This is a genomic window from Sphingomonas sp. BL-S-29, from assembly GCF_055521495.1.
Window position 1 is genome coordinate 4,740,842 of the sequence record NZ_CM145482.1, and the last position, 12,729, is coordinate 4,753,570.

At 60.9% G+C, this 12,729-nt stretch carries 11 protein-coding genes; 6 read left to right on the forward strand and 5 right to left on the reverse strand.

Going from position 1 to position 12,729, the window contains the following annotated elements:
* Positions 1–229 precede the first annotated feature (229 nt).
* The 6 genes from ACZ1I2_RS22575 (at position 230) to ACZ1I2_RS22600 (ending at position 7,080) form a co-directional block, all read left to right on the forward strand.
* Positions 230–1,666, forward strand: a complete 1,437-nt coding sequence (locus tag ACZ1I2_RS22575; RefSeq protein ID WP_465175766.1) for a class I SAM-dependent DNA methyltransferase — start codon at positions 230–232, stop codon at positions 1,664–1,666.
* Entirely contained in the window at positions 1,666–3,225 is a 1,560-nt protein-coding gene (locus ACZ1I2_RS22580) for a restriction endonuclease subunit S (RefSeq protein WP_465177097.1), read from the forward strand. The genes ACZ1I2_RS22575 and ACZ1I2_RS22580 overlap by 1 nt, the downstream gene beginning before the upstream one ends.
* Positions 3,222–4,823, forward strand: a complete 1,602-nt coding sequence (locus tag ACZ1I2_RS22585) for a restriction system-associated AAA family ATPase (RefSeq protein WP_465175765.1) — start codon at positions 3,222–3,224, stop codon at positions 4,821–4,823. The genes ACZ1I2_RS22580 and ACZ1I2_RS22585 overlap by 4 nt, the downstream gene beginning before the upstream one ends.
* A gap of 62 nt (positions 4,824–4,885) precedes the next feature.
* A complete protein-coding gene (locus ACZ1I2_RS22590; RefSeq protein WP_465175764.1) occupies positions 4,886–5,908 on the forward strand; it encodes a hypothetical protein in 1,023 nt (340 codons plus the stop codon).
* A 228-nt stretch (positions 5,909–6,136) separates the two neighbouring features.
* Positions 6,137–6,502, forward strand: a complete 366-nt coding sequence (locus ACZ1I2_RS22595; RefSeq protein ID WP_465175763.1) for a PadR family transcriptional regulator — start codon at positions 6,137–6,139, stop codon at positions 6,500–6,502.
* Complete coding sequence (locus tag ACZ1I2_RS22600; protein ID WP_465175762.1) at positions 6,499–7,080, forward strand: hypothetical protein; 582 nt, start codon at positions 6,499–6,501, stop codon at positions 7,078–7,080. Before ACZ1I2_RS22595 ends, ACZ1I2_RS22600 begins: the two co-directional genes overlap by 4 nt.
* 465 nt (positions 7,081–7,545) lie before the next feature.
* On the opposite strand, the gene ACZ1I2_RS22605 is transcribed toward ACZ1I2_RS22600, so the two are convergent.
* From ACZ1I2_RS22605 to ACZ1I2_RS22625, 5 genes are all read right to left on the reverse strand, one after another.
* On the reverse strand, positions 7,546–8,811 hold the full coding sequence (locus ACZ1I2_RS22605) for an MFS transporter (protein WP_465171940.1): 1,266 nt from the start codon (positions 8,809–8,811) through the stop codon (positions 7,546–7,548).
* A 102-nt stretch (positions 8,812–8,913) separates the two neighbouring features.
* Positions 8,914–9,774: an IclR family transcriptional regulator gene (locus ACZ1I2_RS22610; RefSeq protein ID WP_465171939.1), complete on the reverse strand. Its 861-nt coding sequence runs from the start codon at positions 9,772–9,774 to the stop codon at positions 8,914–8,916.
* Positions 9,775–9,828: 54 nt separating this feature from the next.
* Positions 9,829–10,743, reverse strand: a complete 915-nt coding sequence (locus ACZ1I2_RS22615) for an NHL repeat-containing protein (protein ID WP_465175761.1) — start codon at positions 10,741–10,743, stop codon at positions 9,829–9,831.
* Positions 10,743–11,801, reverse strand: a complete 1,059-nt coding sequence (dmpG, locus tag ACZ1I2_RS22620) for a 4-hydroxy-2-oxovalerate aldolase (protein ID WP_465175760.1) — start codon at positions 11,799–11,801, stop codon at positions 10,743–10,745. Before dmpG ends, ACZ1I2_RS22615 begins: the two co-directional genes overlap by 1 nt.
* On the reverse strand, positions 11,798–12,727 hold the full coding sequence (locus tag ACZ1I2_RS22625) for an acetaldehyde dehydrogenase (acetylating) (RefSeq protein WP_465171936.1): 930 nt from the start codon (positions 12,725–12,727) through the stop codon (positions 11,798–11,800). Before ACZ1I2_RS22625 ends, dmpG begins: the two co-directional genes overlap by 4 nt.
* Positions 12,728–12,729: the final 2 nt, after the last annotated feature.

Here is a 12,729-nt window from a genome sequence, read left to right on the forward strand (position 1 = left end):
GATGGCAGAAGTTGACGATTGGTTGAACGAGGCGCGCGCGCCAGATACAACCGACAGCGATGTTGATTTACGATGCCTCTGCCAGCAACGCCCCGTCCGTGCCCTTCGGCGGCCGGCTCCCCATTCACGCCTCCAAACACGGTAATAAGGCGCTCATACTTCGCAGCTTTAGCCGCGCAGTGCCGGATAATCAGCCTTGGCGTACTGCCTCACTGCCAGTTCTGCGCAAATGAAAAACGAAGCGATCGTTCGGAAAATCTGGAGCCTTTGCCATATTCTCCGAGGAGATGGCGTGAGCTACCATCAATATGTGTCGGAACTAACATATCTCCTCTTCCTAAAGATCGCGGAGGAAAACGGCGCAGAAAAATTACTGCCGAAGGGCTACCGCTGGAATGACCTTGTCAGCGCGCCCGACGATGGACTCCTCGCCTTCTATCAGGCGATGCTTACGCATTTGGGAAGTCATGCAAAGAGCGAGATTATTCGCGACATTTACATGTTCCCGACGACGGTCTTTTCTCACGATGAAAATCTTCGCGCTGTCATAACTGGCATCGCACAGATTGATTGGAAGTCGGTATCCGAGGACGGTTTCGGAGTCATCTACGAAGGACTGCTGCAGCATAGCGCAGATGTCCGATCGGGTGCCGGACAGTATTTTACGCCGCGTGCGCTCGTCAATGCACTTGTGGAGGTTACCCGCCCGTCGCTGGGTGAAATTATACAGGATCCAGCGACCGGGAGTGGGGGATTTCTAGTCGCGGCAGATCGCTTCGTCCGAGCTTCCTCAACTCGTACCGAATATGAGAAGAAAAAACCAATCTACCAAGGCGTTGAGATTGAGAAGAATACGCGCCGAATTTGCCAGATGAACACATTTCTCAATGGCTTGAATGCGGAAGTTGTTCTGGGCGATGCGCTTACCCATGATGCTGATTTCCTCGATCCGGCGGACTTAATCTTAGCCAACCCTCCGTTCGGTTCGAAGTCCGGCACACGGAGAAAGTTTCGCAGCGACCTCCCCTATCCGAACGTCAATAAGCAACTCGCCTTTCTTCAACACATATATCTCAATCTAAAAATTGGCGGGCGCGCAGCCGTCGTCCTTCCCGACAATGTGCTCTTCGAAGGAGGGGTGGCGGCGCAGGTTCGCGGTGATCTGATGGACAAGTGCAACCTGCACACCGTACTCAAACTGCCATCGGGTATCTTCGCCAGCGCAGGCGTGAAGACGAATGTTCTATTCTTTTCGAAGATCGAGGCACGTTGCTCGGAAGCAACGCAGGCCGTGTGGGTATATGATATGCGCTCGCAAGTTCGAGTCTTCGGAAAGACGCGCGCTCTTACCCACGAGCATTTTGAGAATTTCATAACAGCCTACGGCCCTGACCCGCTAGGTGCGACTAAACGCCAAGATGAGGGCGGATCAGGTCGGTTCCGGGTCTTCACGCGCGAAGAGGTCGCTGAACGCGACGACAGCCTCGACATAGGCTGGCTACGAGACGACGAGGCCGATGATGAGGGCGGCCTCGAAGAGCTCGACGTCATCGCTGCGGCGATCCTTCGCCACTTACAAGCTGCCATTGAGGGCGTGGAGGGCTTGACGGATGACCTTGCCGAAACGGCGCCGAGTGAACCGACGCTCAAGTCGCGTGGCCAGTGATGCTTCCGGAAGGCTGGGCGGATCTCTCAATCAGCGACATTGCCGCGGTGAACCCGCGCAAGTCAGTGACGCTGGGGCCAGACCAAGGCGTCTCGTTCGTACCGATGGCAGCCGTAGACGAGGTCAGCGGCCTTATCACTGCGGCGTCGGCGCGCCCGTACGGAGAGGTAGCGCAGGGATTTACTCATTTCAGAGACAACGACGTGATCGTGGCGAAGATCACGCCATCGATGGAAAATGGTAAAGCAGCTGTGGCGAGAGGTATGCTCAATGGCACCGGCGTAGGCTCAACCGAGTTTCACGTGCTGAGAAGCAATGGCGCGGTAGATCCTGACTTCCTTTGGCACTTCGTTCGACAAAAGTCCTTCCGGAACAATGCGCAGCTAGCGATGACTGGCGCTGTCGGACAACAGCGTGTACCGGCAGACTATCTAAAAAAACATCGTATCCTCGTCCCACCTTTGAACGAGCAGCGAAGGATCGTCGAGAGGCTAGACGCACTGCTTGCAGCTACGGCGGGGGCGGCGGAAGATCTGAATCAGATTCCAGATCTTGTTGATTTGTACAAACGTCGGCTGCTGGCGCTTGCCTGCTCGGGTGACTTGACCGCTGACTGGCGCAAGAGAACGGGCATACCAGCGGGGAGAATGGTGAAACTGGCCGAGGTCGCGGAGAGCGTTGCCTATGGATCGTCTGCAAAATCAGCCAGAGAGGGCAAGGTGCCCGTCCTGAGGATGGGTAACATTCAGGACGGTCGACTGGACTGGACCGATCTCGCATACACATCCGACCCCGAGGAAATCTCGAAATATCTTCTGCGACCAGGTGACGTACTGTTCAACCGCACCAATAGCCCGGCGCTGGTTGGAAAGACGGCGGTATTTCACGGCGAGCGGGACGCCGTCTTTGCAGGATACCTTATACGCGTCCGCTGTGGACCCGAGTTGATTTCGGACTATCTGGGATACTGCCTCAACAGCCCCGCAGGGCGCGCGTATAGCTGGAAAGTTAAATCCGACGGTGTGAGCCAATCCAACATTAACGCGAAAAAGCTAGCGGCATTCCGCTTTCTTCTGCCATCACTGGAAGAACAGGCTGAGATCAATCGCCGAATTGCATCCAGCATCGACTGGCTAGATCACATTAGCATGGAGCGCATAACTGCGTCTCGCCTCCTTCCCGCAATCGACGCCAAAATGCAGTCCAGGGCCTTTCGTGGAGAGTTGCTCGCCCAGCGATCAAGCGATGAGCCGATCAAAGTTTTGCTCGAGCGGCTGAACACCACGTCAACCATGGGTGCATCGGCAACCAGAACTGTCAAAGCGAAAGTTCCATCTATGAACGCTAAGCGCGGCACCATACGGGATCGACTGTTGGCAGATGCCGCGAGCTGGCCGGCCAAGGGACTTACATTTCCTGAAATTGCGGAGCGGATGTCGCGACCACATGACGAAATGCGGGATGCGCTGTTCGATCTCTTGAGCGCCTCTCCGCCGCAGATAGTCCAGCACTTCGACAAGACTCAAGAGCGGATGGTGTTTCTACGAGGTGTGGAATGAGACTCTCTCGTCTCGTCATCATCGACAGCTTCGGCACGGGTGGACCGCTCAAAGGACTCGACGTCTGGATGGGTGGGCGCGCTGACAGCGGCGAACGTATCGCGCCGCTCTGCATTTTAGGGCCTAACGGCTCAGGAAAATCGCAGTTTCTGCAGCTGGTCGCCGAAATCTTCCAAGCCGCCTGGCACGAGCATCGTCCCAGCGAAGAACGACAGTCCGCCAATCAAGCGATCCTTTTCGATCTAGAGTATAGCGTTCGCAGAACCGTCGACGGTGAGAAAGCTAACGTCAGACTATCGCGCCATGCCCGTGGAAAGAGCGTCGGCACGATCAACATGGAGGTGGAACGCAATGGCGGATGGCACGCGGTGGATCCGCATTCTCCTGCTTTCGGCCAGCACCTTCCTTCGCTCGTTGTAGGCTACACATCAGGCGACAATGAGACACTGAGCCTGCCATTCTTATTCAGCCGTTCTGGGTATGCTGATGATGTTGCAAATGCCGCACTACGAGAAGGCAGTCTGCCAAACGACAATCGCATGCTCCTCATCGACTATGGTACGAACTTGGAGGTTCTGTTCGCGAACCTTATGCTCGCGACCTTAGAGCAGCGGGACGCGATTCTCACGCACGCGAATCTACAGGATATCGCGTCCTGTCGATGCATAATCCGGCTAAACCACTCTGCCGCGCCAAAAGCACCTGCGGGCGCAGTAAAGCGGTCGGGCCGAAAGGGTATCCAACTTACACCGGAACTGGAACTTATTCTAGATCAAATGAAGCGGTCTGCTACGTGTTGGTCGGAAGATGAGAAGCTAGAAGTCTACACTTTTGACTTCTTTGTAACTGAAGAGACGCGTAGCGCGTTCAATCACTTCTTTACTAACTCCCTGAATCTATATCGGTCTCTACACAAGTTCTCGCTTCTCAACGATCTTGCGATTCCGCGGGACTCTCGCCGAAGATTGGCGAGAGCGGTACGCGAACGGCGCTTCGCATCGCGACTTCCGGAGCCTCAGCAGGAGGACTTAGTTTTCGGATTCGAGGAAGTCCGCTTTCACACTATTCCAAATGGGGCACAGTCTCAAGCGGTAGACTATGTGTCGTTGTCCGATGGTGAGCATCAGCAGGCCTTGATACTTGGACTATTCACTATGATTACAGAAGACAATGCACTCTTCATTCTAGATGAGCCGGAATCGCACTTCAATCCGCAATGGCGCATCAAGTTCGCTCAACGAATTTTGGATTTACCCGGTGCGCGCGGAGAGCAGGAGGTTCTCCTTACATCTCATGCCCCATTCGTTCCAGCCGATCTTCCACGTGAACAGGTTCTGATATTCTCGCGTGACGGTTCTAGCTTACACGTCTCTCATCCAAAAATGGAAACCTTCGGCGCGAACTTTGACCGCATTCTCGAGCATTGCTTCGGAATCCAACCGCCCATTTCGCAACTTGCGAGAGATAGAATCGAGGAACTCCTCGACAGTACGGACATCCAGGAGATCGAGGAGGGTTTGCCGCGATTGGGGGCGTCCGTCGAGAAGTCCTTCGTTGCCGACAGGCTGCGGCAACTGAGAAGCGGAGCGGACGAATAGTGCTGTTTTCCTACTCATCGCTAGGTTATCAAGACAATTGGCTGCATGAGATAATTCTGCAGATGTTGAACGACGATTTCGTCAGGATCGACACCGAGCAAGCGCAGATGACGTGGCCAGCCTGCGTTTCGGATGACCATCGCGAAACGCTGAGATACCGAAGAAGTCTGCGTGACCGTCGGATCACACTGCTAAAGGCCTACCGGGCCCTTGATGACGTTGGACGAGAGTCCATCAAGACAGCCATCGCTGAGCAGAATGCCATACCCGCCCTATTCGACGAGGACACCCCATGCCTCACACTCAACGATCTACCAGAGACGGCACGAAAGCCGATCAAAGATTTCTTCGAGTGCGCCTTCGGCCTCCTGTCGAAATTAGGACTGCGCGATACGAACTACAAGAAAGTCTATGACGAACTGGCATACAAGGTGTGCGCATTCTGCGGCGTAGAAATTCTGGATGCACCCGAGCAGAAGCGCGAATCTCTCGACCACTATCTTTCAATTGCAACCTATCCTTTTGCGGGAGCAAATTTTCGTAACCTTTCTCCGATGGGCTCAAAGTGTAATTCTCGGTATAAGCTGCAACAGAACATCCTTCTTGATCCTGTCAGTGGCAACAGACGTCACTGTAACGATCCCTATAATAGCCCCCCGCTGACATTGTCGCTAGACGAGAGTCAACCTTTTGCTGGCAATCGCGTTAAGCTTAGTGTTTGCCCGAGGTGGGTCGTTCGATGGCAAGGCGGCGATCCCCAGAAACTACAGACCTGGGAGGAGGTATTCGCGGTATCGAGCCGATACACCTCGTCCTCGCTAGATCCTAACTTCCGCGATTGGATTGACCACTTCTGTCAGTGGGCAGCCCGTCAGCCCGGATCGACGGCTGACAGGCAAGCGCTTTGTGGCTGCCTGCGAGAGTTTGCAGAAGTTATTATTCCAGAAGGGCTTTCAGATTCTGCGTTCCTCAAGCGTGCTACCATTTTAATGCTTGCACATCATTGCAACGAAACTGATCATGGTATTCGCGTTTTCATGTGGCTTGAGGGCCAGATAGAAGAGAACCGACTATTGGTTGCGTGATCGCGGCGCGCACCAATATTTCTGTCTCTTTCGGGTGTGTCCGAACTTCTCCAAGAGCCAATCTTGACGATCGAACTAGGTCGATAGCGATTCTGGGATAGCAGGCTGATAAGCGGAGCTTCGGCTGCCGCGAAGGCTTCTGCGTCGTGATCGAAGGGGCGGGCCCTCCGCACTCTCGCCTCAACGAAACCCTTGCATAACATACCTCCGGCTGCCACATACCCTTGCATGACAAGGCAATCACCCGAACTCGAGGAAGCGATCGGCCGATGGGAGGTCCAGCTGCGCAAGGGCGTGCTGGAGTTCGTCATCCTGGTATCGCTGCGCGAGCGGGAGCAATATGGGTTCGAGCTGATCTCCGGCGTTGCGCGGCGCGCGGCGCTCGATGTGCCGGAGGGTACGCTCTATCCCCTGCTGCTGCGGCTGGCGCGGGACGGGCTGGTCGCGTCCCGCCTCGCCGAGGGCGATGGCGGGGCGCCGCGCAAATATTACGCGCTGACCGCGCAGGGGCGCGACCTCATCGACGCCATGGTGCCCGCCTGGCTGCGCCTTGTCGCGTCCGTCGACCGCATGCTGACAGGAGAGCCCGCATGATCCCCGCCTTCACCGACCCCGCCGCGCGCCGCCACTGGGATGCCTATTTCGCCGAGGTCGACCGGCTGCTCGCCAAGGCGAGCGACGATGCGGCGAGCCTCTGCGAGGATCTGGAACGGCACGTCATCGACAGCCTGGCCGCGCAGCCATCCGGCGGCAGCGAGGTCGAGCGCCTGTCCGCGGCGCTGGGCCGGCTGGGGCGGCCGATCGATTATCTCCGCCCGCTCATCGCCGACCAGCTGCTCGATCGCGGCATGCGCACCTATCGCCCGTCGCTGATCGCGCGTGGCCTGTTCCATGCGGTGCGGGCGGGCTCCACCCGGGCGATGGCGGCTTTCGCCTTCGGCCTCGGCTACCTTTTGCTGGCCGCCTTTACCGCGATCGCGGTGCTGAAGCCGTTCTGGAGCGACCATGTCGGCCTGTTCCGCCGCGCCGACGGGACGATCAGCGCCGGCATCGTCGGGCACACCGCCGGGTCGCGCGAGTTGCTGGGGCTCTGGTCTGTCCCGATTGCGCTGGTGATTGCGGGGGTTCTGTATGTGGTGCTGACCAAGGGGCTGCGGGCGGTTCGGCGATAAGGCAGCACGCGATCGACCAGATCATCTCTCACCGTTCGGGCTGAGCCTGTCGAAGCCTTGTCCTTCTCTTCGGCAGAAGAAAACAACGGCCGTTGATCTGCGCGCCACGCCCCGAGAAAGGCGTCGACCGGATGTGCCTTTTGCGCGGCTTGATTCAAACCTGCCTGAAGCGCCGCTACCGTCCACCATGGCCATGCTGAACAGAACGCGTCTCGCCAGTCCGGAAACGGCTCGGAGTACCACCCCCGCCGCCCGCGAGCGATCGAGGCGATTTCCCTGTTCCGCTCGACCCGATTCGCTGTTCCGCGCCGCGAAATTCCCTGTTCCGGGGTATCAGGGAACTGGTCTCCAAGCTGTTGATTTCCAGCAGAAAAATCGCACGAAAAACGCTCATGAGCTCCCGAAAAAAGTAAAATTCCCTGTTAATTCGCTGTTATTGCCGCAGGAACAGGGAAATTCGGTCGCTCACGCCACCTTCCGCGATGCATCCACCTTGAGACACAGGAGCGCGCCAACCACCGCCAGCCCGGAGATCACGAAGAACGCGCTGTTCCACCCGCTATGCGCAACGATATACCCCGTCGCCACCGCGGCGATCGCGCCGGCCAGGTTGCCGAAGGTGTTCATCACCGCCGAGACCGATCCGGCATATTCGCCGCCGATGTCGAGCGTGATCGCCCAGGCGACGCCGACCACCAGTTCCAGCCCGAACACCGCCAGCCCGAACCAGGCGATCGCGACGATCGGGTCGGCGCTGAGCGCGGCGAGCGGCACCGCCACCGCGGCGATGGTGAAACCCACGAAGATCACCACCCGCCGCGCCCAGGTGATCTTGCCGCTGCGGTGGAGCAGCCGGTCCGAAATCCAGCCGCCGGCCAGGTCGCCCGCCACGCCGGCGATCAGCGGCATGCTGGCGCCCAGGCCCATCGCCGCCAGCTCGAAGCCGCGCGCATCGTGCAGATAGGTCGGGAACCATTGGAGGAAGGTGACGATGCCCCAGCCGTAGCAAAAGTACATCAGCGACAGCAGCCACATCTGCGGCGAGCGCAGGATCCTGGCCCAGGGCACCGCGCCGCGCTCGCGCTTCGCCGCACCCACCGCGCCTTCGATCAGCGCCAGTTCCGCCGCGTTGACGCCCTGATGCTCGCTCGGCGAGTTGCGGTAGAACAGCCACCACGCGGCGGCCCAGCCCAGCCCGACCAGCGCGAACAGCAGGAACGGCGCGCGCCAGCCGAAGCTCGCGATCAGTAGCGCGACCAGCACGGGCGTGACGGCCCCGCCGAAGCGCGATCCGGCATGAGTCACGCCCTGCGCCCAGCCGCGCTCCGAGGGGAGGATCCAGCGCGACAGCGATCGCGTCGCGATCGGGAAGGCGCCCGCCTCGCCCATGCCGAACAGGAATCGGCAGACGATCAGCGACCCGGCATTCCAGGTCAGCACCGTGGCGGCGGTGAAGGCCGACCACCAGGCGACCACCCCGGTCAGCGCCGCGCGCGGCCCGAATTTGTCGCCCAGCCACCCGCCGGGAATCTGGAACAGCGCATAGGAGATCTGGAAGGCGCCGAGGATCCAGCCCATCGTCTCCTTGCTCAGGTCGAACTCGGCGCGGATCGAGGGCGCCGCGGTGGAGATGACCACCCGGTCCATATAGGTGATCATGTACGCGAGCACGGTCATCCACAGCACGGCATGGCGAACCCGGGTGGGGCGCTGCGCCGTCGCTGCCGTCATTCCGGATGTCGCCATGTCGTCATGCACCGTTCGATCGAGCTTCGGGAAAATCCCGCCCTGGCCCCGGTTGGAGGGGCAGGGCGGTGGCAGATCAGTGTCGGATCAGTGCGCGCGGCTGCTGCCCACGACCTCGTAATATTTGCGCGCGCGCGGCGGCGTCACTGCCGCCGGCCCGGCCGCGGGAAGGCGAAAGGGCGATGGGCCGCTGGTGCGGAACACCTGGGTGCCGATCGCCTCGGCGGCGAAGGTCAGCGCCTCGCGAATCTCGGCGACGCGCTCCTCGCTCATCAGGCCGGCGCAGTCGGACGAGGAGATCGCGGCGATCGTGCGGCCGGTGGAATCGCGCACCGGCACCGCGACGCAGCGCAGGTCGCTGTCGATCTCGCAATTGTCGATCGCCCAGCCCCGCCGCCGCACGCGCTCGATCTCGGCGCGGAAGGCATTGGGCTCGGTGATGGTGTTCGGGGTCAGCGCGACCAGATCGCCCTCGACGATGAACGCTTCGAGCTCGCGCAGCGGCAGCGAGGCGAGCAGCACCTTGCCCAGGCCCGAGCAATAGGCCTCGAGTTGGGTGCCGACCTTGGTGTGCACGTTGAAGCGCTCGTTGCGCCCGGCCTTGGCGACATAGGTCACCATGCCGTCCTCCAGCACGCCCATATGGACGATCAGGTCGAGCTCGGCGGCGAGGTCCTCCAGGATCGCGCTCGCGGCGCTTTGCAGCAGCCGGTCATGCGCGACATAGCGCGACAGCGAGATCAGCAGCATGCCCGGGCCGTAGCGCCCGCGCCCGTCCTGGATCACCGCGCCGATCTCCAGCAGGGTCTGGATCAGGCGATAGCCCGACGCCTCGGGAAAGCCCGCGCGGCGGCTGAGCTCCGCGCTGGTGAGCCATTCGTCAGGCTCGTGAAAGGCCCTGAGCATCTTGAAGGCTTTTTGCACCGACTTGTTCTTTGGCGTTGCCATAATCTCTCTCCTTGGGGCGCCGAGGGGCCTCTGGCGGGCCCCTTCGGCAGGCACTCAGAACCGCACGCGATTCATCCACCCGACATCGTCGCACATGTACATATACCCATTATGGAGCTTCGCGCCGTGAATGATCGGAGAGCCCGCGGGAAGGTTGACGCGCTCCAGGATCCGGCCCGTCGCCGCATCGTGCAGGAAAAAGGCGTTGAGGTTGGAATCGGAGCACCACAGCTTCGTCTTTTCCGCATTCGCCCACGCCATGTCGTGCGGCCGGTCGCCGGCCGTCGGGAAACTCAGCTGCACTTCCCATGTCGTCTTGTCGATGGCGAAGATCGCGCGGGCGGGCGGTACGTCGACATAGAGCAGATTGCCCTTGGGCAATGGGCAATGCGCGCCGGTGCCGACCGGGCCTTCGGCCGCGGTGATATCCTGCTTGCCGGCGCCGCGACGGCCCGACGGGCCCGCCGGCGGGGGCGGCGGCCAGGCGGGCTTGAGCGGGGTGCGCGCGCCTTTCACATCGCCCTTTTGCGAATAGATCTGACCCGCGCCGGGCGTGCTGTACTTGGCGATCGCCTTGCCCGTCTTCGCATCGCAGGCGACGATCAGGCGGTTATAGGTCGATCCGATCCACATCACGCCTTCATCGTCGATGCAGATGCCGCTGGAGCGGAACACGCCCTCGCACTGAATCTCGCGCAGCACCTTGCCGGTGTCGACATCGATCAGGGTCGCGTAATTCTCGTCGATCTGATGGATGATCCACATGCCTTCGGGGCTCATCCACAGGCCGTTCGGGCCGTAATGCGGCGCCTTGTAGATCATCGCCTCGACCGGGCCGGTGGTGCGCGTCTTGACCTTCGACAGGTCAGGCGCGGGCATCGCCATCAGGTCGCGCGGCAGCGCGGCCATCGCCGCCATCAACGCGGCGCCGCCCAGCATCTGCCGGCGCCCCAACATCATGTGATTCATCAGACCTCTCCTGTCTTTATCGTTGAATCGGGCGCCAGCCCGGCGCGTTTCTGCAGATCGAGCGCGACGTCGACGATCATGTCCTCCTGCCCGCCGACCATCTTGCGGCGGCCCAGCTCCATCAGGATGTCGCGCGTGTCGATGCCGTAATCGCGCGAAGCCCGCTCGGCATGGCGCAGGAAGGAGGAATAGACCCCGGCAAAGCCGAGCATCAGCGTCTCGCGGTCGACCTGGACCGGGCGGTCCTGCAGCGGTCGGACCAGCGTTTCGGCCGCGTCCATCAGCTTGAACAGGTCGGTGCCGTGCTGCCAGCCCTTGCGCTCGGCCGCGGCGATGAACACCTCGAGCGGTGCATTGCCCGCCCCTGCCCCCATGCCGGCCAGGCTAGCATCGACGCGCAGCGCGCCGGTCTGCACCGCGACGATCGAATTGGCGACGCCGAGCGAGAGATTGTGATGCGCATGCACCCCGCGCTCGGTCTCGGGCTTGAGCACGCGGTCATAGGCCAGCAGCCGCTCGCGATAGCCGTCCATGTCGAGCGCGCCGCCGCTGTCGGTGACGTACACGCAGTGCGCGCCATAATCCTCCATCAGCTTGGCTTGCGCGGCGAGCGCATCGGGCTCGCTCATATGGCTCATCATCAGGAAGCCGGACACGTCCATGCCCATGTCGCGCGCCGCCATGATATGCTGGCGGGAGATGTCCGCCTCGGTGCAATGCGTGGCGATCCGCACCGAGGTCACGCCGAGCTTGTGTGCGTGGCGCAGCTCCTCGATCGTGCCGATGCCGGGGATCAGCAGCGTGGTCAGCCGCGCATGCCTGACGACATCGGCCGCCGCCTCGATCCATTCCCAGTCGGTATGTGCGCCCAGGCCATAGTTGAAGCTCGAGCCGTTGAGGCCGTCGCCATGCGCGACCTCGATCGCATCGACCTTCGCATCCTCGAGCGCCGCCGCGATCGCGCGGACATGGTCGATGCTGTAGCGATGGCGGATGGCATGCATGCCGTCGCGCAGGGTGACGTCCTGGATATAGAGCTTTTTGCCGCCCGGGGTCATGCCGCCACTCCCGTCAGGCGCCGCTCGGCGATCTTCTCGGCGGTGCGCAGCGCGGCCGAGGTCATGATGTCCAGATTGCCGGCATAGGCAGGCAGATAATGCGCCGCGCCCTCCACCTCGATGAAGATCGAGGTCTTCAGCCCCTCGAAACTGCCATAGCCGGGGATGACCACCGGGTTGTTCGACCCGAACCGTTCGAACTGGACCTTCTGCTTCAGCCGGTAGCCCGGCACATAGGACTGGACCTTCGCGACCATCGCTTCGACCGCCTCGGTGATCTCCGCCTCGGTCCCGCCACTCGACAGGGTGAAGATCGTGTCGCGCATGATCATCGGCGGTTCGGCGGGATTGAGGATGATGATCGCCTTGCCGCGCGCCGCGCCGCCGACCTGCTCGATGCCGCTCGACGTCGTCTCGGTGAATTCGTCGATATTGGCGCGCGTGCCGGGGCCGGCGGACTTGGAGGCGATCGACGCGACGATCTCGGCATAATGGACCGTCGCGACCGAAGAGACCGCCGCGACCATCGGGATCGTCGCCTGCCCGCCGCACGTCACCATGTTGACGTTGGGCGCGTCGAGATGATCCTCGCCGTTGACGACCGGGATGACATAGGGGCCGATCGCCGCCGGGGTCAGGTCGACCATCACCTTGCCCGCGGCGCCGGTGATCTCGTTATGGCGCTGGTGCGCGCCCGCCGAGGTGGCGTCGAACACGATCCCGATCTCGGGCCAGACCGGCAATTGGGTCAGGCCGTCCATGCCTTCATGCGTGATCGCTACGCCCATGCGCTCGGCGCGCTTGAGACCGTCCGATTCCGGATCGATCCCGACAAACGCACCCATTTCCAATATGTCCGATGTTCGCATGATCTTGATCATCAGATCGGTGCCGATATTGCCCGATCCGATGATGGCCACTTTCATTT

Coding starts and splice junctions, on each gene's coding strand:
- ACZ1I2_RS22625 (WP_465171936.1), bottom strand. CDS start 12,727: ATGAAAGTGGCCATCATCGGATCGGGCAATATCGGCACCGATCTGATG.
- ACZ1I2_RS22590 (WP_465175764.1), top strand. CDS start 4,886: ATGTTGAACGACGATTTCGTCAGGATCGACACCGAGCAAGCGCAGATG.
- ACZ1I2_RS22575 (WP_465175766.1), top strand. CDS start 230: ATGAAAAACGAAGCGATCGTTCGGAAAATCTGGAGCCTTTGCCATATT.
- ACZ1I2_RS22615 (WP_465175761.1), bottom strand. CDS start 10,743: ATGAATCACATGATGTTGGGGCGCCGGCAGATGCTGGGCGGCGCCGCG.
- ACZ1I2_RS22605 (WP_465171940.1), bottom strand. CDS start 8,811: ATGACGGCAGCGACGGCGCAGCGCCCCACCCGGGTTCGCCATGCCGTG.
- ACZ1I2_RS22600 (WP_465175762.1), top strand. CDS start 6,499: ATGATCCCCGCCTTCACCGACCCCGCCGCGCGCCGCCACTGGGATGCC.
- dmpG (WP_465175760.1), bottom strand. CDS start 11,801: ATGACCCCGGGCGGCAAAAAGCTCTATATCCAGGACGTCACCCTGCGC.
- ACZ1I2_RS22595 (WP_465175763.1), top strand. CDS start 6,137: ATGACAAGGCAATCACCCGAACTCGAGGAAGCGATCGGCCGATGGGAG.
- ACZ1I2_RS22610 (WP_465171939.1), bottom strand. CDS start 9,774: ATGGCAACGCCAAAGAACAAGTCGGTGCAAAAAGCCTTCAAGATGCTC.
- ACZ1I2_RS22585 (WP_465175765.1), top strand. CDS start 3,222: ATGAGACTCTCTCGTCTCGTCATCATCGACAGCTTCGGCACGGGTGGA.
- ACZ1I2_RS22580 (WP_465177097.1), top strand. CDS start 1,666: ATGCTTCCGGAAGGCTGGGCGGATCTCTCAATCAGCGACATTGCCGCG.